The organism is Ohtaekwangia koreensis, from assembly GCF_900167975.1.
Taxonomy (GTDB): Bacteria; Bacteroidota; Bacteroidia; order Cytophagales; family Cyclobacteriaceae; genus Ohtaekwangia; species Ohtaekwangia koreensis.
On record NZ_FUZU01000003.1, the window covers coordinates 461961 to 488383 of the forward strand.

19 protein-coding genes and 1 pseudogene are annotated in these 26423 nt (G+C 42.7%); 14 read left to right on the forward strand and 6 right to left on the reverse strand.

Going from position 1 to position 26423, the window contains the following annotated elements; genetic code table 11:
* Window positions 1-18 precede the first annotated feature (18 nt).
* The 7 genes from sufB (at window position 19) to B5Y40_RS21125 (ending at window position 6101) form a co-directional block, all read left to right on the forward strand.
* Window positions 19-1464 carry a Fe-S cluster assembly protein SufB gene (sufB, locus tag B5Y40_RS21095; RefSeq protein WP_079688823.1) on the forward strand — a complete coding sequence of 482 codons (1446 nt, stop codon included), beginning with the start codon at window positions 19-21 and terminating at the stop codon, window positions 1462-1464.
* 77 nt (window positions 1465-1541) lie between these two features.
* Entirely contained in the window at window positions 1542-2297 is a 756-nt protein-coding gene (gene sufC, locus B5Y40_RS21100) for a Fe-S cluster assembly ATPase SufC (RefSeq protein ID WP_079688824.1), read from the forward strand.
* Between the two features lie 10 nt (window positions 2298-2307).
* The gene (gene sufD / locus B5Y40_RS21105) at window positions 2308-3615 is read left to right on the forward strand and encodes a Fe-S cluster assembly protein SufD (protein ID WP_079688825.1); all 1308 of its coding nucleotides are present in this window, start codon (window positions 2308-2310) and stop codon (window positions 3613-3615) included.
* Window positions 3616-3617: 2 nt separating this feature from the next.
* Window positions 3618-4865 (forward strand): aminotransferase class V-fold PLP-dependent enzyme, encoded by a 1248-nt coding sequence (locus tag B5Y40_RS21110; protein WP_079688826.1) that lies wholly within the window; start codon window positions 3618-3620, stop codon window positions 4863-4865.
* Window positions 4866-4868: 3 nt separating this feature from the next.
* Window positions 4869-5303, forward strand: a complete 435-nt coding sequence (locus B5Y40_RS21115; RefSeq protein ID WP_079688827.1) for a SufE family protein — start codon at window positions 4869-4871, stop codon at window positions 5301-5303.
* Window positions 5300-5647, forward strand: a complete 348-nt coding sequence (locus B5Y40_RS21120; RefSeq protein WP_079688828.1) for an SUF system Fe-S cluster assembly protein — start codon at window positions 5300-5302, stop codon at window positions 5645-5647. Before B5Y40_RS21115 ends, B5Y40_RS21120 begins: the two co-directional genes overlap by 4 nt.
* Window positions 5648-5684: 37 nt before the next feature.
* Window positions 5685-6101 (forward strand): BrxA/BrxB family bacilliredoxin, encoded by a 417-nt coding sequence (locus B5Y40_RS21125; RefSeq protein ID WP_079688829.1) that lies wholly within the window; start codon window positions 5685-5687, stop codon window positions 6099-6101.
* Between the two features lie 56 nt (window positions 6102-6157).
* Here B5Y40_RS21125 and B5Y40_RS21130 read toward each other — a convergent pair whose 3' ends face one another.
* From B5Y40_RS21130 to B5Y40_RS21145, 4 genes are all read right to left on the reverse strand, one after another.
* Window positions 6158-8995: a M16 family metallopeptidase gene (locus B5Y40_RS21130; RefSeq protein ID WP_079688830.1), complete on the reverse strand. Its 2838-nt coding sequence runs from the start codon at window positions 8993-8995 to the stop codon at window positions 6158-6160.
* Between the two features lie 104 nt (window positions 8996-9099).
* Window positions 9100-10686, reverse strand: a complete 1587-nt coding sequence (locus B5Y40_RS21135) for a Na+/H+ antiporter (RefSeq protein ID WP_079688831.1) — start codon at window positions 10684-10686, stop codon at window positions 9100-9102.
* A 29-nt stretch (window positions 10687-10715) separates the two neighbouring features.
* Window positions 10716-11636: an NAD-dependent epimerase/dehydratase family protein gene (locus B5Y40_RS21140; protein WP_079688832.1), complete on the reverse strand. Its 921-nt coding sequence runs from the start codon at window positions 11634-11636 to the stop codon at window positions 10716-10718.
* A gap of 19 nt (window positions 11637-11655) precedes the next feature.
* Entirely contained in the window at window positions 11656-12312 is a 657-nt protein-coding gene (locus B5Y40_RS21145) for a phosphoadenylyl-sulfate reductase (RefSeq protein WP_079688833.1), read from the reverse strand.
* 122 nt (window positions 12313-12434) lie between these two features.
* On the opposite strand from B5Y40_RS21145, the gene B5Y40_RS21150 reads away from it, so the two are divergent.
* From B5Y40_RS21150 to lhgO, 7 genes and pseudogenes are all read left to right on the forward strand, one after another.
* Window positions 12435-14576, forward strand: a complete 2142-nt coding sequence (locus B5Y40_RS21150) for a T9SS type B sorting domain-containing protein (RefSeq protein ID WP_079688834.1) — start codon at window positions 12435-12437, stop codon at window positions 14574-14576.
* Window positions 14577-14580: 4 nt separating this feature from the next.
* Window positions 14581-15498: a PorP/SprF family type IX secretion system membrane protein gene (locus B5Y40_RS21155; RefSeq protein WP_079688835.1), complete on the forward strand. Its 918-nt coding sequence runs from the start codon at window positions 14581-14583 to the stop codon at window positions 15496-15498.
* Between the two features lie 69 nt (window positions 15499-15567).
* The gene (locus B5Y40_RS21160) at window positions 15568-15978 is read left to right on the forward strand and encodes a 6-pyruvoyl trahydropterin synthase family protein (protein WP_079688836.1); all 411 of its coding nucleotides are present in this window, start codon (window positions 15568-15570) and stop codon (window positions 15976-15978) included.
* Window positions 15938-16627: a GTP cyclohydrolase I FolE gene (gene folE, locus B5Y40_RS21165; protein ID WP_079688837.1), complete on the forward strand. Its 690-nt coding sequence runs from the start codon at window positions 15938-15940 to the stop codon at window positions 16625-16627. Before B5Y40_RS21160 ends, folE begins: the two co-directional genes overlap by 41 nt.
* A gap of 128 nt (window positions 16628-16755) precedes the next feature.
* Window positions 16756-17265: a MarR family winged helix-turn-helix transcriptional regulator gene (locus tag B5Y40_RS21170; RefSeq protein WP_185145742.1), complete on the forward strand. Its 510-nt coding sequence runs from the start codon at window positions 16756-16758 to the stop codon at window positions 17263-17265.
* A 41-nt stretch (window positions 17266-17306) separates the two neighbouring features.
* Window positions 17307-19553: pseudogene (locus B5Y40_RS21175) on the forward strand (aconitate hydratase); the annotation flags it as partial.
* Between the two features lie 592 nt (window positions 19554-20145).
* Window positions 20146-21342: an L-2-hydroxyglutarate oxidase gene (gene lhgO, locus B5Y40_RS21185; protein WP_079688838.1), complete on the forward strand. Its 1197-nt coding sequence runs from the start codon at window positions 20146-20148 to the stop codon at window positions 21340-21342.
* A 189-nt stretch (window positions 21343-21531) separates the two neighbouring features.
* Here the strand turns inward: lhgO and B5Y40_RS21190 are convergent, their stop codons facing one another.
* The gene (locus tag B5Y40_RS21190) at window positions 21532-24369 is read right to left on the reverse strand and encodes a DNA gyrase/topoisomerase IV subunit A (RefSeq protein ID WP_079688839.1); all 2838 of its coding nucleotides are present in this window, start codon (window positions 24367-24369) and stop codon (window positions 21532-21534) included.
* A 76-nt stretch (window positions 24370-24445) separates the two neighbouring features.
* Window positions 24446-26350 (reverse strand): DNA topoisomerase IV subunit B, encoded by a 1905-nt coding sequence (locus tag B5Y40_RS21195; protein WP_079688840.1) that lies wholly within the window; start codon window positions 26348-26350, stop codon window positions 24446-24448.
* Window positions 26351-26423: the final 73 nt, after the last annotated feature.

Genomic DNA, 26423 nt, shown 5'->3' on the forward strand with positions numbered 1-26423 from the left:
TCTAAATAGACGAATTGAATGAGTAAAGATAATCAGGTATTAGAAGCGTTAACTTCCAAGGAATACGAGCACGGCTGGTCCACCAACATCGAGACCGATTCTGCTCCCAAAGGGTTGAACGAAGATATTATACGATTCATTTCTTCCAAGAAGAATGAGCCGGAATGGTTACTTGAATGGCGTCTGGATGCATACCGCCAGTGGACTAAAATGAAAGAGCCTACCTGGCCAAACGTTACCTACCCTCCTATCAATTACCAGGATGTTATCTATTACTCGGCACCCAAGCAGAAGATAACACCGAAGAATCTGGAAGATGTAGACCCCGAATTGATAAAGACTTTCGAAAAACTGGGAATCTCTCTAACAGAACAGAAGAGACTTACCGGTGTGGCCGTTGATGCTGTGATAGACAGTGTTTCGGTTGCCACTACATTTAAGGAGACGCTGGGAGAACTTGGAATTATATTCTGTTCCTTCAGTGAGGCTGTGCTGAAGCACCCTGATCTCGTGAAGAAGTATATGGGATCGGTTGTCCCTGTCAACGATAATTATTTTGCAGCACTGAACTCCGCAGTGTTTACAGACGGATCGTTCTGTTACATTCCGAAAGGCGTTCGTTGCCCGATGGAATTATCAACTTATTTTAGAATCAATGCTGCCAACACCGGACAGTTCGAGCGTACGCTGATTATTGCTGATGAGGGATCTTATGTAAGTTACCTCGAAGGATGTACAGCACCGATGCGTGATGAAAATCAATTGCATGCGGCTGTGGTTGAGATCTACGCGATGAAAGATGCACAGGTAAAATACTCTACCGTGCAAAACTGGTATCCCGGTGATAAAGAAGGCAAAGGTGGTATATATAACTTCGTTACGAAACGCGGTCTTTGCTTTGGCGATGGCTCGAAGATTTCATGGACGCAAGTTGAAACGGGATCAGCCATTACCTGGAAATATCCTTCGTGTATCCTGAAAGGCGATAACTCGATGGGTGAATTTTATTCGGTAGCCGTAACCAACAACTATCAGCAAGCTGATACCGGAACGAAGATGATTCACATTGGTAAGAATACCAAGTCACGTATTGTATCCAAAGGTATATCTGCTGGTCATTCGCAGAATAGCTACCGCGGACAAGTACATATCATGAAACGCGCAGAAGGTGCACGCAACTTCTCTCAATGTGATTCTTTACTAATGGGCGATAAATGCGGTGCGCATACCTTCCCCTATATCGATGTTGAGAATAACTCTGCGAAGATCGAGCACGAAGCAACTACATCCAAGATCGGTGAAGACCAGATCTTCTATTGCTTACAACGTGGTATAGATGAAGAATCAGCAGTAGCATTGATCGTAAATGGCTATGCGAAAGAAGTACTCAGCCAGTTACCGATGGAGTTTGCTGTTGAAGCACAGAAACTTCTCGCATTAACCCTGGAAGGAAGCGTAGGATAATAATGATTAAAGCCCCGAGTCTATACTATATAGACAAGCTTTACTCCCAAGTATAAATATAAAAGCAACGAATAGAGATGTTAACAATAAAGAATCTACAAGCGAAAATCGGTGATAAACAAATCCTGAACGGAATCAACCTGGATATTAAGCCTGGTGAAGTGCATGCTATTATGGGACCGAACGGTTCGGGTAAGAGTACACTGGCATCTGTACTTGCAGGTCGTGAAGAGTTTGAAGTTACCGGTGGTGAAGTTGAATTTCTTGGAAAAGATCTTCTTGAGTTAGCACCTGAAGAACGTGCACGTGAAGGTGTATTCCTCGCGTTTCAATACCCGGTGGAAATTCCAGGGGTGAGCACTATAAATTTCATGAAGACTGCCGTGAATCAGATTCGTGTTCATCGCGGACAACAAGCTTTGGATGCAGTATCTTTTCTTGGATTGATGCGTGAAAAAATGAAACTCGTAGAGATTGATCAATCATTATTGAATCGTTCCCTCAACGAAGGTTTCTCCGGTGGTGAAAAGAAACGCAATGAAATTTTTCAAATGGCGATGCTCGAACCAAAGCTTGCTATACTTGACGAAACCGATTCAGGTCTTGATATCGATGCATTGAAGATCGTTTCAAACGGTGTGAACAAACTTCGTAATAAATCAAATGCTGTAATCGTGGTAACACACTATCAACGATTACTGGATTATATAGTGCCTGATTTTGTACACGTACTTTATAAAGGAAAGATTGTAAAATCCGGTACGAAAGAACTGGCCCTCGAGCTTGAAGCAAAAGGCTATGATTGGATTAAAGATGAAGTTTCTGTAGCCTAACGCAAGTACGATGAGTGTTACTGTATCTAAAAAAAATATAACCCAGGAAATTGCATCCGGAATTGAAAAAAATCTGGCAGCAAACATTTCTGATAGTGCACTACGGAAAGAAGCGTTAGAAGCTTTTCGTGCCCTTGGTCTTCCTGCCAATAAATCGGAAGAGTATAAGTTCACACCGATTACACGTGCGTTGGAGAAGAACTTTGAATTCTCTGGACCGAACGCAATTGTAAAAGAGTTTGATATCACCCCTATAGCAATTCCGGGACTCGATGCAGATGTGTTGGTATTTTTGAATGGCGTGTTTTCAAAAACTGCGTCTTCGATCACATCAAAAAATCTGACGGTTCTTACTATACAGGAAGCTATCGCTTCTAAAAATGAAGTAGCGCTGAAGCATCTTGGCAAGTATGCTGATTTTAAAACGGATGCTCTTGTTGCCTGGAACACCGCTGCATTTCAAGACGGTGTATTTGTGCATGTAGCGGATAATACAATCATTGAAAAACCGGTGGTGCTATATCATATTCATGATGCAAGCGCTGGCCAGGTTATATCCCTCAACAGAAACCTGATTATTGTTGGCAAGAGCAGTTCAGTTACTGTGCTTGAAAAATTTGACTCAACGGGTTCGGCTAATTTCTCGAATACCGTAACGGAAGCCATTGTTGCTGAGAATGCTGGTTTAGAATTATACTCTATCCAGAATGATAATGGACCACGTTATCAATTCGGACTCACCCAAATTCATCAGTCAAATTTCAGTCGCGTAAATACCTATACTTTTACGCTCAGTGGAAAACTGGTTCGTAATAACCTGCACTTTGTATTGAATGGCGAAGGAATTGAATCGCATATGTATGGACTATATTTATTGGCGAAAGATACACTGGCCGATAACCATACCGTTGTGGATCATAAGAAGCCTAATTCCTTTAGCAATGAACTATATAAAGGGATCATGGGCGACAGCTCCAAAGGGGTTTTTAACGGAAAGATATATGTTCGTCCGGATGCCCAGAAGACAAATGCTTTTCAAGCAAACCGAAATATACTCTTAACGGATAAAGCAACCGTTAACACAAAGCCACAGCTTGAAATCTGGGCCGATGACGTTAAGTGTTCTCACGGATGCACCACTGGACAATTGGATGAAGAAGCACTCTTCTATCTCCAGACCCGTGGCATTGGCAAAGACACTGCGCTGGCCATGATGCTCTATGCATTTGCCGGTGAAGTATTAGAGTACGTAAAACATCCGGTGATTAAAGAATATCTAGATAACGTAATCAGCGAAAGGTTACATAAAAACTTTTAAGTATGGTTTCCTCCTCTCCGGCTATAACCCGTAAACTTGATATTGAGGCGATCCGAAAAGAATTTCCGATCCTGCATCAGCAAGTAAACGGACGTGATCTGGTATATTTTGATAATGCTGCCACTTCGCAGAAACCTTTAAGCGTAATCAACGCACTGATCGATTACTATAAAGGTTACAATGCCAACATTCATCGCGGCATCCATACATTAGCGGAGAAGGCAACGAAAGCATATGAAGAAACACGCCATGCTGCGAAACGTTTCATTAATGCACAATCCGAACAGGAAATCATCTTTACACGTGGCGTTACTGAAAGTATAAATCTCGTATCGTCTTCCTATGGAAGAGCCTTTATTAAAGAAGGTGATGAGATTATAATCTCTGGCCTGGAGCACCATTCAAATATAGTTCCATGGCAGTTCGTATGCGAAGAGAAGAAAGCTACGCTACGGACAATTCCGGTGTCTCCGGAGGGCGAACTGGATCTTGATGCGTATCGAAAATTACTTTCATCAAAAACAAAACTGGTATCTATCAACCATGCTTCCAATAGCCTGGGTACTATAAATCCCGTAAAGGAAATTATAAAACTGGCGCACGAAGTTGGAGCGGTTGTACTGGTTGATGGAGCGCAAGCCGGAGCACACATTGAAATTGATGTGCAGGATCTGGATTGTGATTTCTATTGCCTCTCATCGCACAAGATGTATGGCCCTACCGGAACAGGTATACTATATGGTAAGAAAGAACTTCTGGAAAAGATGCCTCCTTACCATGGTGGTGGTGAAATGATCAAAGAAGTAACCTTCGAGAAAACTACGTATAACGATCTCCCTTATAAATTCGAAGCGGGTACTCCAAACATTGCTGATGTAGTAGCCTATAAAGCTGCATTTGATTTCATTAACGAACTTGGTAAGGAAAATATAGCGGCCCACGAACATGAGTTGCTGGTATATGCAACCGAACGCGTTTCGAAATTAAAATCAGTGAAGTTGATTGGCACAGCCAAACACAAGGTTGGTGTCTTATCGTTCGCGGTGGAGGGTATACACCATTTTGATATCGGGCAGATGTTGGATGCACGCGGAGTCGCGGTTCGTACCGGGCATCATTGCACGCAACCTCTAATGACTTGTTTCGGAATTGAAGGAACTGTGCGGGCTTCTTTTGCAGTTTATAATACGAAACAAGAGATTGATCAGCTTGTGGAAGGACTGGAGCGGATCATTAACTTCATGAAGTAACTTATGACTGTCAATCAGATTCAAGACGAAATCATTAGTGAGTTTTCCCTGCTGGATGGAGATATGGAAATGACCGTATTCTACATCATGGAGTTAGGACAAAAGTTACCGGTGATGCCGGAATCTGACAAAACAGAAGAAAATGTAGTAAAGGGCTGCCAATCTAAAGTGTGGTTAACTGGTATAGTAAAGGATGAGAAGATTTTCTTTACGGCCGATAGCAACACCGCTATAACAAAAGGTTTGGTGAGCTTGCTGGTAAGAATCTTCAATGGACAAACTCCGGATACGATTCTGAATACAGACCTATATTTCATGCACAAGATCGGGATGGAACGATTCATTGGGACACAACGTTCCAATGGTTTTGCCGCCATGATCAAACAAATGAAACTGTATGCGCTTGCTTTTAAAACTAAAATGGAAGTAAAGTCATGAGTGAGCAAGTTGAAAACGTAAATCTGTCATCTACTTCTGTTGCCGACCTTCGGGACAAAGTGGTACAAGCCATCAAAACGGTTTACGATCCGGAAATTCCGGTAGATGTATATGAGTTGGGCCTCATTTATGAAATCAATGTTTATCCGGTTAACAACGTGTACGTCCAAATGACGCTTACGTCACCCTCCTGCCCTTCTGCAGAGGTAATTCCGGGTGAAGTGGAACAAAAAATTAAAGCCATTGAAGGTATCAATGATGTGAAAGTTGAAATTACCTTTGATCCTCCCTATACGCAGGACATGATGAGTGAAGCTGCGAAACTTGAACTAGGATTTCTATAATTTGTTATACTATCAGATTTAACTGTCAATAAAAACTATGTATCCCGAACAATTAGTAGCACCTATGCGCACCGATCTTACGAGCGCAGGTTTTGCTGAATTAAAGACTTCTGAGGAAGTTGATAACTACCTTCAAAACAAAAAAGGAACAACTTTACTGGTTATCAACTCTGTTTGTGGTTGTGCAGCCGGTGCGGCGAGACCCGGAGTAAAGTGGGCCTTGCAATCTTCTCCCAAGAAACCTAGCAACCTGGCTACGGTATTCGCTGGTGTCGATAAAGAAGCTGTTTCAAAAGCCAGAGAATATACGCTTCCATATCCTCCTTCTTCTCCAGCTATTGCTTTGTTTAAAGATGGAGAATTAGTACATTTTGTTGAGCGCCATCACATTGAAGGCAGAAATGCTCAAATGATTGGCGAGCACCTTGCCGAAGTTTTTGAAGAATTTTGTTAATAAAAAAAGCGGGTTTATAGCCCGCTTTTTTATTTTACAAGTACTGGATTCAGGAGTTAGTTAATAACTCCTTTCTTATTTCCATTCACATCAAGCTCGACAATTTCATAGCTGAGTCGTTTGAGTCCAGGTAAGATGTTTGCCTTATCTCCTACTAACAGTATATTCAGTTTACTTGTATCGATCCATTTCGAAGCCAGTATATTCAGCTCGTCTTTTGATATAGTGCTGACAATCTTGTTCTGCTGATCAACAAAATCACCAGGTAAATTATAGCGGAGTATATTGGCTATAAACGATGTCTTTTGAAAGCCCGTTTCATAACGCAATGCATCACGCTGTCCGATAGCACTTCGCATAAACGACAACTCGCTGTCCTGTATACCTGCCTTCGCGTACTTTGTAAGTTCATTGATAACCTCTAAAAGCGCACTGTCTGTTGCCGCGGCTTTTATACCGGCACTGAACACAAACTCTCCGGTATATTTATCGCCCGAGAAACCGGAACGCGCACCATAGGTCCACCCTTTATCTTCACGTAAGTTGAGGTTCACACGACTATTGAATGCGCCACCCAATGCATAGTTCATCAAACCTGCTTTATAGTATTCACCGATAGCATCGTATTTTAAACCTGTAACATAGCCAACACGAAATTCAGTCTGCGCTGCTTTCGGCACATCCACTATATAGATACGTGTCTTCTCAACTGCAGGAGCTTTGGAAGGTAAAGCGGGTTTTACATCTTTCGCAGGAAGCTTCTTCAGAAAATCGAGCTTGCCAAGAATTGTACTTTGTGTTACATCTCCTACGATAACAACATCCACTCCAGTGGAAGTAAAATAGTTTGTGTAGTAGTTCTCTACATCTTTCAGCGTCAGGTTCTTTACGGAGTACTCGGTTCCGATATCACTCAGACCAAGAATATTATTGCTGCCATAATTCAACCGGGTATAAACATCGCTGGCAATAATTGCAGGTTGTGATTTACGCTGCTTGAATCCTTCAACAGTTTGCTTTTGAATTCGGGCAAAGGCTTCCGGGGTAAATTTCGGACGAAGAATTCGTTCTTCCAGCAAGGCGAGTGTCTTATCAAGATTCTTCGTCAACGACTGGACATTCACAGTAATACCATCCAGACCACTGGAAACACTGATGGAGCTTCCTAATTTCTGAAGCTCTGCCTGCAACTGCTCGGCAGTATACTTCTGTGTATCTTCATTCATCATCGAAGCAAAGATTCTGGGCAGTCCAATCTTCGAAGTATCATTCGCCATTAGTAAATGACCTCCAGGGATAGTAACCGAAAGTGTAACGATAGGAAGTTCTTTACTTTCAGTTCCGATCACGCGGATTTTATCGATATCTTTTCTCCAGAACCCTGGTATTTTTACAACGGGATTCACACCATTGCCCGGTAATTTGGTACGATCGAATGCATCGCTTGGCTTGGTGTACTTTAATCCGCTATATCCATAGTCGGGTGCTTTATAGTTTGATGTATTTACAGTATAGTTATCCGGTGCTGCTATGTTACTTTCATTGCCTTTTGTAACTACACTGAGAATAACGGCTGCTTTTCCTTTTATATAGGTGTTGTAAACTCGGATCACATCTTCTTTCGTAACTTTATTATAGGCATCGAGCTCTTTACCAATTCTGTTAGGACTTCCGGTAAAAGTCTGGTAGGCCGCGAGTTGTGATACCTTGCCGGATACACTTTGCAGACTATAGATCAATTGCGCCTGCACGCTTCCTTTAAACTTTGCTATATCTTCATCGGTAACGCCACGTGTTTCAAAAGTCTTGATAGCATTGTCGAGAAGTTTCTTTGATTCAGCAAGTGAAACTCCCGGAGAGGGTGTTAAGCTTAATCTGCATTCACCTGCGAGTTCCGTTGTGGAATTAAATGCCGCTGCGTTCAATGCCTTTTGGTCCTTGACGATCTGTTGATATAGTATAGAGTTTTTACCTTGCCCCAGAATTTCCACCATGCAATCCAGTGCGGGTTCATCCGGATGATAACTGGGGACAGTGGGATATGTGATCACGAGTTGTGGCAGCCGCGCATAATTATCAACGAGCGTAACATAGCGATCGCTTGTGATAACCGGTGCCGGTAATTTCATATTCTGAACATCGGGGCCTTTTGGAATCGATCCAAAATATTTTTGTGCAAGCTTTACAACATCGGCAGCTTTAACATCACCGCCTACCGTTACCGTTGCGTTGTTCGGTCCATACCAGCGAAGGAAGAAATTTTTAAGGTCGTCTACACTTACTCTATTCAGATCTTCTATATATCCGATGGTAAGCCATGAATATGGATGTCCATACGGGTATAGATTCTTGGCAATGGTCTCACCCATCAATCCATACGGGCGGTTATCATAATTTTGACCGCGTTCATTCTTTACAGTAGCACGCTGGATCTCAAACTTCTTTTGTGTAACGGCATCGAGTAAAAATCCCATGCGATCGGCTTCAAGCCAAAGCATTTTTTCAAGTTGATTGCTCGGTACAGTTTCAAAGTAATTGGTGCGATCACGATTGGTTGTACCGTTGAGTGTCCCTCCTGATTCAGTTACAATTTTGAAGTGTTGCTCATCTCCAACGTTATCACTTCCCTGGAACATCATGTGTTCAAAAAAGTGCGCGAAACCAGACTTGCCAATTTCTTCACGTGCAGAACCAACGTGATACGTTACATCAACATGCACGATCGGATCGCTGTGATCTTCATGTACAATGACGGTGAGCCCGTTTGGTAATATATACTTCTCGTAGGGAATAATGACTTGGTCACCTTTCTTCTCGATTTTTTCTACCAGCTTTGCTTGTGCTGCCAACATCATGGGCGCACAAATCAATGCCAGGATTAATAACTTCTTCATAGATTAGATTAATGAGTTTATCCTGCGTTGAAATACGCGAAAAAATTCTGTGTCGTAAATCGATTTATGACAAACGCTAAATTGAAGAAGTCAGTGGTGTTGTGTCAGGTAAGACCTCTTTCGAGGATGAGTCTGGTTTCTTCGAGATCGAGTTCATATTCAATCCTGCGCAGTACTTCGTCACTGATCACTCCTTCTCTGCGCAGGCGTATCAAGTCTGCACGTTCTTTATGAAGCAGCTCTTGCTGAAGTCTGTGAAATTCGTGGATCTGCTCTTCCTTTAACTTTTGTTCTGTCTGATCTTTTCGCAGTCTTTGAATTCGGATCTCATACTTTGTTTTGATCTGATTCAAAACATCATCGCTTAACGACAACGCATAATTTTCTTCGATGTGCTCAATGATAGAAGAAGCCAACATCAAACGGGCCCGCTGTTCATCCTCGTAATCTTTTCCATCGACTTCTATACCAAACCAATTGATCATAGGCCGGAGTGTTAAACCCTGCAATACCAAAGTCGAGAAGATCACACAGAAAGTAAGAAAGATAATCAGGTTACGATGCGGAAACGGAGTTGATCCGTTAATCGTCAACGGCAACGCGAGTGCCGCTGCCAAGGATACAACGCCACGCATACCTGACCAGGCTACAATGGTTGTGAGCTTTATGTTAGTATCCGGTTCTTTTTCACGGATGCGTTTACTTAACCAGCGTGGTATATAGGTGCCTGGATATACCCAGATGATACGCCCTATAATTACAGCAAGACTGATAATCACGGCATACTTCCAGGCCCAAAAAGAATTCGCTCCGATGTTCTCTATTATTTCCGGAAGCTGAAGACCGATGAGTATAAAGATTACACCATTCAGAATAAAGAGCACCGTGTTCCAGGAACCGTATGCCTGCAACCTTGTCTGTTGTGAAAAAACTTCACTGGAGTTCCAGCTCACATATAGTCCTGCTACTACTACTGCGAGTACACCTGAAAGATGGAATGATTCAGCTCCGAGGTAAGCAACAAAAGGCGCCAGGAAGGTAAGCGTTGTATCGGTGGTGGCATTATCAGGAGTAAATTTATGAATCCATTTGAAGATGAACCCCACCAGCAACCCGAAGACTATACCACCCGTAGCTACAATCACAAACTGAAGACCTGCATGCCAAATATTGAACGCCCCTGTAGAGACTGCGATCACGGCATAGCGGTATGCGATAAGACCCGTAGCATCATTTACCAGGCTCTCTCCTTCTAATATAGTAATAACACGTTTGGGTACACTGAGCCCTTTTGTGGCGGCTGTTGCTGCCACTGCATCCGGAGGTGAAATGATCGCACCCAGTACAAATGATTCTGCCCAATCAAATCCAGGAATCATCATGTGCGCAACCCAGGCGACAGCGCATGTGGTAAAGATCACGCATCCTATAGCCAGCAATGTGATGGGTCGTTTCGCTGCTTTGAAATCCGGCCACGAAGTATTCCACGCGGCTGAATATAGTATAGGAGGCAGGAAGACCAGGAAAACAATCTCAGGATCAAGCGAGATGGATGGCATCCCCGGAATCATACCGATGACGATTCCAGCTACCACCAACAAAATCGGATAGGGAATTCTGATCTTATCCGTTACCTCTGCCAGAGCAGTGACTACGGCAAGCAGAATAATAACAGTAGCAATATTTTGCATGCAGCGGGGTTAACTGACTGAAGACTATATTAGTAACTGAATTTACTCAGGAACTCTTCCAGTTCTTCCTTTAGTGGTCGATTATTAACAATCCCCAATATATCATTTACCTGTTGATTTACCTTCACGTTGAGTTCGTGCAATCGCAGGTGTTGGTTGATAAAAATAAATTCCAGCGGAGGAATGAGTTCTTTGAGAACGTCCAGTATATCAATGACCTTAAGATTGCGATCTACTAGGTTGTAGGTTCCATTCTCCAATGGAGCAGTCAGTAAATTTGCAAGGGCATTCGAAAGCATATCCACATGAATGAATGTGCGCGATTGTTTGCCATCGCCTTGTATCGTAATGAGTTTATTGAAGTTTGCTTCGAAGGCGAACTTGTTGATCACGGCATCAAAGCGCATGCTCCGGCTATAACCGTATACATTACCACACCGCATGATATAGGTGTTGATCTTGCTTGATAATCTTCGTACATGTTCTTCACCGCGTACTTTAGAGATCGCGTACAAAGTCTGCGGATCCGGAGCCGTAAGTTCATCCACAGCGTCTTTTGATGAACCGTAAACTCCTGTGCTGCTGGTATAAATAAACCGTTTTACATCGCTTTCTTCAACAGCATAAACAAGTTCAGCCGTACCCCAATGATTTACCTGCTCATACGAATGAGCATCCGCATTCGCGAAAGGCGTTGTTACTTTGGCCGCCAGGTGATATACTACATCTACGCCTTTCAGTACTTTACGAAGTGCACGGGAATCAAGTAACTCTCCTTTTACAAAAGTTATCTTCGTGTGTTTCTGAAGCCTTAATCCCAGGAACATATTATAGTTCAGGCGGCTCAGATTATCATATACTATTACTTGATCTACTTCAGGTTTTGCAATCAGCGCACTGATCAACTCAGTGCCTATATATCCGGCACCTCCGGTAACTAATACTTTCATCTTATACTTAAATGCTTTCTTATTTGTTGATTAAATCCGTATGCAGGCCACATTCAACTTTGTTCATTCCGAACCAGCGGGCTTCGCGCTCCTGCATTTCAGGGTCTAATTTACGGGTGCAAGGTTCACAACCTATACTGATATATCCTTTTTCTTCCAGCGGATGTTTAGGAAGATTATACTCCTTTTGGTATTGCCAGATCATTTTAGCATTCCAGTCAAGCATCGGGTGAAAACGAAGACAGCCATGTTTGGCAGGTTGCTCAACTTTCATCGCGGCACGCACAGCGCTTTGATCGGCGCGCACGCCATTGATCCATACATCATGTGACAGAAGGATGGCATCCGTTGGTTGTGTTTTATTGAGATAGCAGCAGTGGTCAGGGTCTGATGTAAAGAGAAGTCTGCCGTCTGCATCACGCTGCATAAACTTCGGGACATCGGATTTCAGGTCGACTATATTTAGTCCGAACTGATCACCAATGTAATCTCTGAACTGAACTGTTTCCGGAAAATGATAGCCTGTATTGATAAAATAAATCGGGATCGTTTTATCGATGCGACTCAAAATGTGCAGCAGTACCAAACTGTGCGATTGGAAGGATGACGTTGTAAAAAGCTTCTTGCCTTCCGCCTGATATGCCTCCAGTTTAGTTTTGATTTCCTCGAATTTCACTGCAACTTATCGGTTAAGTAAAACATTCTAACTACTTAATAATCAAATAATCAATAATACTATACTAAATAACTACTTTATATTTCTATATTGGTTTACCTAAACCCTAAACCTTATCTACCTTGAGCTCGAAATATCGCGTTCTTTTAGCAGTATTGCTTACACTCCTGGCAATTTGTACCCAAGCCGTGTTTGGGCAAACCAAAATTGTGCAGAAAATAGTTCACATTAATCAGCAATCGGTTAATGTTTCGCTTGACAAATTAACACCTAATGATTGTCAGGTTGGTGCCGGCTCTATTGCCGTTTCTGTTTCCGGAGGATCCGGCAAGTATATATATTCCTGGACCGGCCCTTCCGGTTTCACCTCCTCGCAGGAAGATATAACAAATCTCAGTCAGGGAATTTATACACTTCAGGTCAGCGATGGCAGCGACTGTATCCTTTCCAAACAATGGGAAATGGCCTATGCCTGCGCTTCAGGCTGCAAGCTGGTGGATGTATCCACCGTAACAAATTCAAAGACCTGCAGCTCGAATGACGGCTCTATCAATGTGGCAATCAGTGGTGGCTCCGGTGCATACTCGTTCATCTGGTATAATAAGAACTTCAACATCGTTGGCAATACTAAAACGCTGACGAGTGCTGCTCCGGGTACCTACTATCTCGAAGTTACCGACACAAAGAATACCAGCTGCACCACGATGTTCTATTATTACATCGAGTCATCCTTAAAAGTAAACTTCACCACCGTATCAAATACCAAATGTACTATACCGTATACGGGCAGTATCGCGGCCGTTGTCACGGGAGGTTCAGGAAGCTATTCCTATCAATGGCAATATCCGGACGGACAAAAAGCAACTGCTGGCGGTGCGTCTTTAGCAGGATTACGGGGTGGCAATTATATACTGATTGTCAAGGATAAGACTTCAAATTGTGAAGTAGAACAAAACATCTATCTCGCCAATACAGCCGCTGCAACGCTTGGGATAGGCGAAGTGATTTCCCCTGCCACAATGTGCGCGCCAGCCAATGGCTCGGTAGATGTAACGATCACCAAAGGATCCGGAAATTATACCTATTCATGGTATGAGCAATCCACAGGCGTATCTGTAAGCACGGCCGAAGACCTTACCAATGCTGTCGCGTCAAACTATACTGTGTATGTCGCGGATCTTCTTTCGGGCTGCAATGCATCCAAAAAGTTTGTGATTCCCGATAAAACGCAGAAGCCAGAATTTATACTTGCAAAAACCGATAACACAAACTGCTCCACTCCTTTTAATGGAGCCATCGAACTTGTGTTTGCAAAATCAGGAACGTATGCTATATACTGGAGCAATGGTGCTATATCTCAAAGTATAAAAAGCCTCGCTCCCGGCTCCTATGGTATATCGGTTACGGATAAAACAACGGGTTGTAAATCTATCATCACCCCAAGTGATGATCAAGCTGTTAACATTAAAGACCTCTCTGAACAACCACTTGAAGTAACCATTGATGCGGTTGCTGATAATACGAAGTGCATAACTCCAAACGGATCAATCCAAACTTCGATCACATCAACTTCACCAACATCCATTTCATGGACAGGCCCGAATGGTTTTATATCCGATCAGCAAGGTCTGTCCGCACTGACTGCCGGTGATTATATACTTACAGCTTCAATCCAGTGCAACACCGCTCCGGTTATTGAAGCTGAAGAGTTCACCGCTCAGGCAAGTTCTTCTATCGAACTGGATTTAAGAAAGATCATTTCAGATCGTGACAACAATCTTGATCCATCCAGCATAATAATTACCAACATGCCACGAAGCGGAGCAAGCGCCTCCATCACCGATGAATTGCTCTTACGAATTCAATATCAAAATACATTTAAAGGTATTGATAGTATTCAGATACAGGCATGCGACCTGATGAAGGCATGCTCTGAAAATATAATTACCATCAACGTTGAGACGATCTCTCAATCCAAACAAGATGGTATAGTGGTATATAACGCGGTGGCTCCCAACAGTATAGGCAATAACAAGTTTATGCGCATCGAATACCTTCCCCAGGTCGATAACCGCGTCAGTATTTTCAATCGATGGGGTGATAAAGTTTTTGAAGTACAGAATTATACGAACGAACTTCCCGGAAAACGCTTCGAGGGATTAAATGATAGTGGTAAAGAGCTGCCTACAGGTACATACTTCTATAAAATAGAATTCGCAGACGCTACCAACCCTGTAACGGGATATCTCTCACTAAAGCAATAATCACATGAAGCATCTTTACCTTCTGCTTTTCCTGGGGACTTTCATTCAAGCTTTTTCCCAGGAAGACCCGCTCTATGTTCAGTATATAAATAACCCGATGATTCTAAACCCTGCCTATGCGGTGCTCAATAATAATTTCAACGCTTCGGTTTCATATCGCAAGCAATGGGGAGGATTCGAGGGAAGCCCTTCAACCTTTCATGTGAGCAGTCATACATCGTTAGCTAAAAATAAAATGGGTCTCGGTATACTTTTGATACAAGACAAAACCGGAGCCAATAGCAACACAGAAATGAACATGACGTATGCGTACAGGCTAAACTTCAACGGCACGCATTTATCTTTTGGCATGCAGGCTGGTTTTATAAACTATAAAACGGATAACACTTTATTGAATACGTACGACCCAACTGACCCTGCTTTTAATTCCGATATAAATGTAATCAGACCCAACGTTGGTGCAGGCATCATTCTGAACAGTGAAAAATTCTTTGCAGGGATTTCTGTTCCCAGGATGTTGAATACTACAACACTTCTCTCTACGGACACGGCATCAACCAAGGCCAGACTTTATGATCAACATTATTATGGAAGCTTCGGGTATGTATTTTATTTATCAACACGTATGCGGCTAAAGCCTTCATGCTTGGTACGTTATGTTCAGGGTGCTCCTTTATCTGTTGATTATACTATTGCTATAAATCTGGATGAGAAGTATACCGCGGGTTTATATACACGTAATCTAAATGCAGGTGGATTTCTTTTACAACTCAGATTTGCAGGCGCTTATCGCTTCGGGTATGCATTTGAAGTGCCCCTGAATAACAATACGGTTGCTACCCGGTTTAATACGCATGAGCTTACACTCGGAATTAATTTGTCACTTTTCAGCTTTCAATCTTCTTCGATTACAAACTTTTGATTCTTTTATGAGGGTGATTTAAAATAATCTACTGAACCTTTTAATCTTAAACCTGTTTAACTTTATGACATGAAGATAAAGGTATCTCGGAAAGAACACTTTAATGCGGCTCATCGACTTTTCAACCCGGAGTGGTCTCCTGAAAAAAATCAGCAGGTATTCGGAAAATGTAGCAATCCTAACTTTCATGGACATAATTATGAAGTCATCGTCAGTGTCATCGGAGATCCTGATCCCGCCACGGGATATGTTTATGACATGAAGATATTGAGCGATGAGATCAAAGAGCATGTGTTAAATAAGTTCGATCACCGAAACCTGAATCTTGATCTCGAATATTTTAAAGACCTTAACCCAACAGCCGAAAATATCGCCCTTGTTATCTGGAGAATACTACGGCAGCGAATTGACTCTAAATTTGAATTGAAAATTACTTTGTATGAGACAGAAAGGAATTTCGTTGAATATCCGGCCAGTTAATCCTGAGGAAGAAGACATCGCAGATGATCACGTGGCAACATCTGCAGACACGCCTATGCGTGAAGATGCTTTTAACATGGACGATGAGGAGAAGATTGATCTGATTGAAAAACACTTTCGTGAGATCATGAACATCCTTGGACTCGACCTTACGGATGACAGTCTGAACGGAACTCCGCGCAGAGTCGCCAAGATGTATGTGAAGGAAGTTTTCAGCGGATTGAATCCGAAGAACAGACCACATGCCCGGCTATTTGAAAATAAATATAATTATGATCAGATGCTGGTGGAGAAGGACATCACGTTCTACTCACACTGCGAACATCACTTCGTACCTATATATGGTAAAGTACATGTAGCGTATTTCTCCAGTGGAAAAGTAATTGGCCTTTCGAAGATCAATCGAATCGTTCAGTATTTTTCGAAACGTCCGCAGGTACAGGAAAGGTTAACGGTACAGATCGGGAAAGAAATGCAACGTGTATTACAGACAGAAGATGTAGGCGTTGTGATCGATGCAAACCATATGTGCGTTGCCTCGCGAGGCGTTGGCGACACAAACAGCAAAACCGGTACAGCTTATTTCTCAGGAAAGTTTAAAGATGAAAATATTAAACGCGAGTTTCTAAACTACATAAATAGCAAATAAAGCCCGAAAAGGGCTTTTTTTATGAGGCATCGCAACATATGTGTTGTACCGGATTATTAAGGTATTATGTTCAACGTACATCATTAATGGTTAATTTGGTTGTATAAGTAAACCCAGACCCCCATTATATGTCATTAGAACAAGATCTCCAACAAGAAGACTTTCAGAACGAGTATCAGAAAGCCTTACTGAACATGCTCTTCACCAATTACTACATGGTGGACAAGATGAATGGTGTTTTCAAGAAACACGACATTACACGTCAGCAGTACAACGTTATGAGAATTTTAAAAGGCCAGTTACCAGGCCACGCCTCCATCAATCTTATCAAGGATCGTATGCTTGATAAAATGTCTGACGCTTCTCGTATCGTTGAACGGTTACGCGTGAAAGGATTTGTTACGCGTGAGTTTTGTGAGAAAGACAAACGAAGCGTTGAAGTAAAAATCACACAAACAGGACTTGCCGTCTTAGAGAAAATGCAAGCCGAAGTCGAAGCCTTTGAAAATATTCTTCACAATCTTTCAGAAGATGAAACACATCTTTTGAATCATTTGTTGGACAAGATAAGAGGTTCGGATAAAGTGAAGCAAACGAGTGCAAAGCAAACGCTGGAAGCCGAAGCTTCTTCGCGATAAAAAATTTGCTACTTTAGCATCGCTTTAAATTTTAAACTCTTATGGTATTCGATTTAGAAATGATCAAGGCTTTGTATGCTAAGATGCCCGCACGCATAGCCAAAGCTCGAAAGGTTGTTAACCGTCCTCTTACGTTGTCTGAAAAAATATTGTATTCTCATCTCCATGAAGATCAAAAACTGGAGAATTTTGGCCGGGGAAAATCATACGTAGATTTCGCACCTGACCGTGTAGCAATGCAGGATGCCACCGCGCAGATGGCTTTGTTACAATTTATGTCTGCCGGAAGGCCAAAGGTAGCGGTACCGTCTACTGTACATTGCGACCACTTGATCGTTGCTAAAACTGGTGCACAGGAAGATTTAGTAAACGCCAACGCAGAAAGTAAAGAGGTATATGATTTCCTCGCTTCTGTATCAAACAAGTATGGAATTGGTTTCTGGAAACCAGGAGCTGGTATCATTCACCAGGTAGTATTAGAGAACTATGCTTTCCCTGGTGGCATGATGATCGGTACTGATTCACATACAGTAAACGCAGGTGGCTTGGGAATGATCGCCATCGGTGTTGGTGGTGCTGATGCTGTTGATGTTATGTCAGGCATGGCATGGGAGTTAAAATTCCCGAAACTTATTGGAGTAAAATTAACAGGTAAGCTGAACGGATGGGCATCTGCAAAAGATGTTATTCTGAAAGTGGCAGGGATCTTAACTGTAAAAGGTGGAACCGGTGCTATTGTAGAATACTTTGGTGAAGGTGCTACTTCATTGAGCTGTACAGGTAAAGGTACCATCTGTAACATGGGCGCTGAAGTTGGTGCTACCACATCTACTTTCGGTTACGATGAGTCCATGGCACGTTACCTTGCTTCTACCGGACGCGCTGAGGTAGCAGAACTTGCTAACCAGGTACAGGAACATCTTACCGCTGACCCTGAAGTATATGCTGACCCTGAGAAATATTTTGATCAGGTAGTAGAGATCAATCTCACTGAACTTGAGCCACACATCAACGGTCCGTTCACTCCGGATTTAGCAACCCCTATATCTAAGATAAAAGAAGAAGCTGCTAAAAACGGCTGGCCTACTACAGTTGAAGTAGGATTGATTGGATCTTGTACAAACTCTTCTTATGAAGATATATCCCGCGCAGCGAGTCTTGCCAGGCAAGTTGCTAACAAAGGATTGAAGACAAAAGCAGAGTTTACCATTACACCAGGTTCAGAGTTAGTACGCTATACTATAGAACGCGATGGTTTTATCGATGCATTCGATCAGATCGGAGCGAAAGTATTTGCTAATGCCTGCGGACCTTGTATCGGTATGTGGAGCCGTGTAGGTGCAGAGAAAAAAGAAAAGAATACCATTGTGCATTCATTCAACCGTAACTTCCAGTCACGGAACGATGGTAATCCGAATACATATGCCTTTGTAGCGTCACCTGAATTGGTTACAGCGCTTGCTATAGCAGGAGATCTTACCTTCAACCCGAACACAGATTTCCTTACCAATGAAAAAGGCGAGCAAGTGAAACTTGATCCTCCATCCGGTGATGAACTTCCAACAAAAGGTTTTGATGTAGAAGATCCAGGATTCCAGGCTCCCGCTAAAGACGGAAGTAAAGTACCGGTTAAAGTTAACCCTGCCTCCGATCGTCTTCAGTTGCTTGATCCATTCAAAGCTTGGGATGGTAACGATCTGAAAGGTTTACGTTTGCTGATCAAAGCGAAAGGTAAATGTACCACGGATCATATCTCAATGGCTGGTAAATGGTTAAAGTATCGTGGACACCTTGACAACATTTCGAATAACTTGTTGATTGGTGCTACTAACTTTTTCAACGAGAAGATCAACAGTGTAAAGAATGGTCTTACAGGTCAATACGATGAAGTACCAAAAGTACAACGTGACTATAAAGCAGAAGGTGTAGGTTCAATTGTAGTCGGTGACGAAAACTATGGAGAAGGTTCATCACGTGAACACGCAGCTATGGAGCCACGTCACTTGGGCGTACGTGCTATACTTGTAAAATCATTCGCGCGTATCCACGAAACAAACCTGAAGAAACAAGGTATGTTGGGATTGACATTCGCTGACAAAGAAGATTATAACAAGATTCGTGAAGACGATACTTTTGATATTGTTGGTCTGACTACATTTTCTCCTGACAAACCATTGACGTTGGTTATTCACCACGCGGATGGTACTGAAGAGAGCATCACTGTAAATCATACTTACAACGCTGGTCAGATCGAGTGGTTCAAAGCCGGATCTGCTCTTAACCTGATGGCAAAGAAATTTGCTGACGAGAAGAAGCAACCTGTCGCTGCGAAACCAGCTCCTGCTGCTAAAGTTGTAAAAACTACTTCGCCTGCTCCTGCTGTTAAAACGATCAGCAAGCTTATCGCTGCAGACAAGACTAGCAGTGCTCCTGTAAAGAAGGCGGCTAAGAAAGTTGTGTCGAAAAAAGCTGCTCCTAAGAAAGCAGTGAAGACAACAACAGCGAAAAAGGCTGCTCCTAAAAAAGCTGCAAAGAAAGTAGTTGCTAAAAAGGCCGCTCCTAAAAAAGTGGTTAAGAAAGCAGTAGCGAAGAAAGCCGCTCCTAAAAAAGCAGCGAAACCTGTGAAGAAAGTAGTTGCTAAAAAAGGAGCCAAGAAGCCCCTTAAAAAAGTAACAGCAACAGCGAAGAAAGCTGTTAAGAAGTTACCTAAAAAAGCAGCGAAGAAATTCGCCAAGAAGAAAAAATAGAATTGTAAAAGGAAAAAGAAAAGCCCCGCTAAACCGGGGCTTTCTTTTTTTACACCCATTGAACGGAGCTGTTTCAAGTCATGTCGAGAATCAAATTTAATCGTTAGCTTCGAGGCAAAAATATATAGTCAACGTGCAGTACGATGTTATTGTAATCGGAGGCGGAGCAGTCGGGCTCGCCACAGCTTTACAGCTTATCAACCGTAACCCGGACCTTAAGGTCATTCTTCTTGAGAAAGAAAAAGTAGTCGCGAATCATCAGACCGGTAACAACAGTAATGTTATCCACTCGGGTATATACTATAAACCCGGGAGTTTGAAAGCGAGGAACTGTATCCATGGTTATAATCTATTACTCGACTTCTGTAAAAAGTACGATGTTCCGCACAATATCTGTGGTAAAGTTATCGTGGCTACAGATGAGCATGAACTTCCTTTATTGAAAAACATATTCGACCGCGGGCAGCAAAACGGATTGCAGAATCTTAAAATGCTTACGGCTTCCGAGTTAAAAGAACATGAACCGCATGTAGCAGGTATAGCTGGTATATATGTACCTCAAACCGGTATTGTTGATTATAGAGCTGTTGCCGAAAAGTATGCTGAAGTATTTCAGCTGCAAGGTGGTGAAATAAAATTGGGCGAGAAGGTTGTTGATATCCACTTCCACACAGAGAAGGTTGAAGTCGTTACCGAGAACACTACCTATAGCGGGAAGCTGGTGGTAAACTGTGCAGGTCTATATTCTGATAAGATTGCACGACTTACTTCTTCGAACGTAAACGTAAAGATCATTCCCTTCCGGGGAGAATATTATAAACTGAAGAAAGAAAAAGAATACCTGGTGAAGACGTTGATATACCCGGTGCCGGATCCGAACTTCCCATTTCTCGGAGTACACTTTACCACGATGGTTGGTGGTGGTGTTGAATGTGGACCTAACGCGGTACTTGCTTTTAAAAGAGAAGGGTATAAAAAAACAGATATCAACCTTGCTGAACTTGGTGAGACATTAGCCTGGCCTGGCTTCCGTAAAATTGTATCAAAGTACTGGCGCACAGGCGTTGGCGAAATGTATCGTTCGTATTCGAAGGCTGCATTTACAGAGGCACTTCAAAAGTTGTTACCCGAAATAAAAGAAGATGATCTGATCGAAGGCGGTGCAGGTGTTCGCGCACAGGCATGCGACAAAACGGGTGGGCTACTGGACGACTTCATGATCCTGGAAGAAAAGAAGGCAATCAATGTTTGCAATGCTCCCTCTCCTGCTGCTACATCTTCACTCTCCATTGGAGAAACTGTCGCGGAGCTCGTAGAGAAAAGACTATAACCGTAAATATTCTATCTGCGCACTTGCGTAAGGTCAAGCATAAAAAAAGAAGAGGTCGGGTGACCTCTTCTTTTTTTTATACTATATCTATACTTTTTAAGAATCAAACATCGAACTCGATGGTAGTGCCAGGATTGAGAGTTCCGCTTGACGGCGTGTCTCTTTTATCTGACTTCTCATCTTCTCCCCTTACCTTTTCTTCTTCTTTGCTGGCTTCACCTTTTTGGCCGGAGCTTTTGCTGCTTTCTTCACCGAAGAGGGCTTGCTGCTCGACTTGGATTTTTTTGGTGGGCTCACTTTTTTGCTGGTGGCTTGGGGCTTGGCTTTGACTGTCTTCTTGGCTTGCTTTTTCGGGCTCGCCGAAGAGACTGACTTGCCCGTCTTCTTCGATGATTTCAGGTTCGAACTCAATTTTTTTTTTGACGACTGATCGGTATCAGTAGTCTCGACTAACGTATTTTCGTCATCACCTTCTTCAAGTCCGGTTTCTTCTTCCTGAACAAGTTTAACCTTCGTTACCTTGTATTGAGAAAGTTTGTTACCAACAGCTTTCCAGCCTTTGACATCGACAACTTCCTCCAGGTTTATAACCTCCGTTGTTTTAGGTTTGTCTTTCGCCTTCACAATTTCTATTTCCACTTCTGGTGTTTCTGAAGTTGTTACCGCTACCAGACGTGACCCTATACCTTCTGATATAAATCCAAATTCTTTATCAAGCGTAGTGGTTTCTATAAGGAAACGCTTCACCATATACTGCTTGCTCTCACCATCAACATATACCGCAGAGATTGCCTTTTCAGGACTAAACTTCTCTACGCGCAAAGTCTTTTCCGGATCGAAGCGATTGGTGAGTTCAAAGTTTGTGATCTTGTACGATCCGTTACGATAGAACGTGATGATCTTGTCATCTACATCAAACTTACCAATATAGCGTCCGCGCTTATCTTTATTCAAGCGGCCTGCATCTTCATCAAACCACAGATCGAGTTTACTAAGTGTTGAGCCACCGGCCTTCAGGAAATCTACTTTCCGAACCGGGTATGGTGTGATGATATTTCCTCTTGAGCTTCTTCCTTTTATCTCCAACTCCGCGAAGTCGTAAGTAAAGATCTTCTTGCGCGCTGTACTGGACTGCGAAAGTTTTACTTCTACTTTTTCAGCTTCACCGTTTGGATTTCCGCTGACGTATAAAATCTTGGAGTTCGGATTTCCTTGTGTCAGATCATATTCTTTATCGCGGGTTACACCTGGAATATTGAAACGCTTCGCGAAGCTCTTGCCTCCCTTACCGTCAGAGTATATCACATTGAATACCATGCGATCATCCCCTTTCTTCCAGATACCTACGTATAGTATATCTTTACCCATAAAGACTTTTTCCTGAATCCTGGAGATTCTTGCTTTACCGTCCTTGCGGATCACAATAACATCATCCAGATCAGAGCAATCACAAATATACTCGTCCTTCTTCAGGCTATACCCTATAAAACCATCGGTACGGTTTACATATAGCTTCTGGTTGTTCGCAATAACTTCCACAGCTGTAACGGATTGGAAGCTCTTGATCTCCGTTTTCCGTTCGCGGCCCTTGCCATATTTTTCCAACAGCCTTTGGAAATAGGCAATGGCATAGTCGATCAGGTTTTTGAGGTGATGCTCTGTTTCCTTCAGTTCCTTCTGAAGATCGCGAAGCATTTCATCTGCCTTGAACGAATCGAATTTAGAGATACGCTTAATTCTGATCTCTGTAAGACGAACGATATCTTCGGTTGTAATCTCACGATAGAATTTCTTCTTATGAGGCTTCAGTCCTTTATCGATAGTCGCGATAACTTCTTCCCAGCTTTCAGCTTCTTCAATGTCGCGGTAAATTCTGTTCTCAATGAATATCTTTTCAAGAGATGAGAACAGGATTTTCTCCATCAACTCTTGCCGTCTGATTTCCAACTCTTGTTTCAAAAGTTGAACAGTCTGATCCGTGTTATACTTCAGGATCTGGTTAACCGGTAAGAACTTCGGCTTGTCATCTATAATAACGCAAGCATTCGGAGAAATAGAAATCTCACAATCTGTGAAAGCATATAGTGCATCGATCGCTACTTCAGGAGATTGACCTGGCTGAAGATGAAGCTGGATCTCGACAAACTGTGCCGTGTTATCTATAACCTGTTTTACTTTAATCTGTCCTTTCTCACTCGCCTTCACGATTGACTCCATCAACGAAGTAGTTGTCGTTGAGAAGGGAATCTCTTTAATGGCCAGTGTTTTCTTATCGACTACTTCGATCTTGGCTCTCACCTTGATTTTACTTCCACGCAATCCCTGGTTATAGTCTGAGAAGTCGGCTATACCTCCGGTTGGAAAATCAGGATATATCTTCGGGTTCTTACCTTTCAATATATCAATTGATGCTTTGATAAGTTCAATGAAATTATGAGGAAGGATTTTGGTAGACAGACCTACGGCAATCCCTTCGACACCTTGTGATAACAGCAGTGGAAATTTTACAGGAAGTGTTACCGGTTCACGCTTACGACCATCATACGAAAGTTGCCATTCAGTAGTCTGTGCGTTGTAAACAACATCCAATGCAAACTTGGAAAGACGAGCTTCAATGTAACGCGGTGCTGCTGCACCATCTCCCGTACGTATATCTCCCCAGTTACCCTGCGTTTCAATAAGAAGATCCTTCTGTCCTATATTAACGATCGCATCACCGATAGAAGCATCACCGTGCGGGTGAAACTGCATAGTGTTACCAATAACGTTTGCCACTTTATTGAAGCGACCATCATCCATTTCTTTCAGCGAATGCATGATCCTGCGCTGCACGGGTTTGAACCCGTCTTCCAGGCGAGGCACTGCGCGCTCCAGAATTACATAAGACGCATAATCCAGGAACCAAGTCTGATATAAACCATCAATGGCAATGGAGTGTATAACATCTTCACTCCCACCGGTACCGTTGGTTTTCTCTTCGTTCGACTCGTTGTCCTGATTCGCTTTCGGGTTTTCTTTCTTACTCATGACCGATTAAAAAATATAACTTCAAAAATGCTTTTTGATTTCTCTCACCTATATACTGCAAGAGCTTACTGAACTTCTATGCCTCTACTTCTTCCTCTTCCGTTTTCTCGGCACTCGCCTCCACTTTATCAAGTTCAACACGAAGGTTTTCAATGATAAAGTCCTGACGGGTTGGAGAGTTTTTACCCATATAGAATTCAAGTATCTTCTGAAGATGACTATCCTTGTGAAGCAACACAGGCTGCAAGCGGATGTTCTCTCCTATAAATCTTCCGAACTCATCAGGAGATATCTCTCCTAAACCTTTGAAGCGCGTGATCTCTGGTTTGCTTCCAAGTTTTCTAACCGCGTTTTGTTTTTCCTCTTCGCTATAGCAATAGATCGTTTCTTTTTTGTTCCGTACCCGGAAGAGTGGTGTCTCCAGGATGAACACGTGACCTGCCTTTACTAAATCAGGGAAGAACTGAAGGAAGAATGTCATCAGCAATAACCGGATGTGCATACCATCCACATCGGCATCGGTAGAGATAATTACTTTGTTATAGCGCAGACCATCCAAGCCATCTTCAATGTTCAATGCATGTTGCAGCAGGTTGAACTCTTCATTTTCGTAAACAACTTTCTTGGTCAGTCCATAACAGTTCAGCGGTTTACCACGCAAGCTGAACACGGCCTGTGTTTCTACATCACGTGATTTTGTAATGGAACCACTCGCAGAATCTCCCTCGGTGATGAAGATCATACAATCTGCACCCTTCGGATTTTTTTCATCGAAATGATACCGGCAATCACGAAGCTTACGATTGTGCAGGTTCGCTTTTTTCGCACGCTCATTTGCCAGCTTTTTGATACCGGCTATTTCTTTACGCTCACGCTCCGATTGTTGAATACGTTTCTTTAAAGCTTCGGCAGCAATCGGATTTGTATTGAGGTATATCTCCAGTTCTTTGGCTACAAAGTCGCCAACAAAACTTTTAATAGGCTGCCCCCCTTCCGGAGCGGTATAGATAGAACCTAATTTTGTTTTTGTCTGAGACTCAAACACCGGCTCCTGTACGCGAATGGCAACAGCTCCAATTATACTGGCGCGGATATCCGCTGCATCAAAATCTGTTTTATAAAACTCACGAACACCTTTTACAACGCCTTCGCGGAAAGCGGCCAGGTGAGTACCACCTTGTGTTGTGTTCTGCCCATTAACAAATGAATAGTATTCTTCACCGTACTGATTGCCATGCGTAAGTGCTACTTCAATCTCTTTTCCTTTCAAGTGAATGATCGGATAACGCAAATCATCCGGATCAGACTTTTGTCTTAACAGATCCAGCAAGCCATCCTTGGAGAAAAACTTTTGACCGTTGTAATTGATCGTAAGGCCCGCATTCAAAAACGCGTAGTTCCACATCAGGTCATCCAGGTATTCCGGAATGAAGTGATAGTTTTTAAACATCGTGCTATCCGGCTCGAACTCAACATACGTACCGTTGCGTTCATCCGTCTTTCCTAGCTTCGGATCATTTACCAAAACTCCCTTCTTGAACTCAGCAGTCTTCTGCTGCCCTTCGCGAAACGCCTGAACTTTGAAGTGACTTGACAAAGCATTCACTGCTTTCGTACCGACACCGTTCAAACCAACAGACTTCTGGAAGGCACCTGAATCATACTTCGCACCGGTGTTGATCTTGGAAACAACATCCACCACTTTACCCAGCGGTATACCACGCCCGTAGTCGCGCACCGTAACTTTGGATTCCGTTATATGTACATCGATGTTCTTTCCATAGCCCATCATGTGTTCATCGATACAGTTATCGACTACTTCTTTTACCAATACATAGATACCATCGTCCTTCGATGAACCATCACCGAGTTTACCGATATACATACCAGGACGTAAGCGAATGTGTTCACGCCAGTCAAGCGACTTGATACTGGACTCATCATAGGTAAAAATAGAGGACTCTTTCTCCGATTTTGCCATAGCACGAAAAGGATTTAGTGTTCAGAAAATTGAAGATCAAAAAATTCAAGTTCAAAGTTTAAAAAATCTGCTG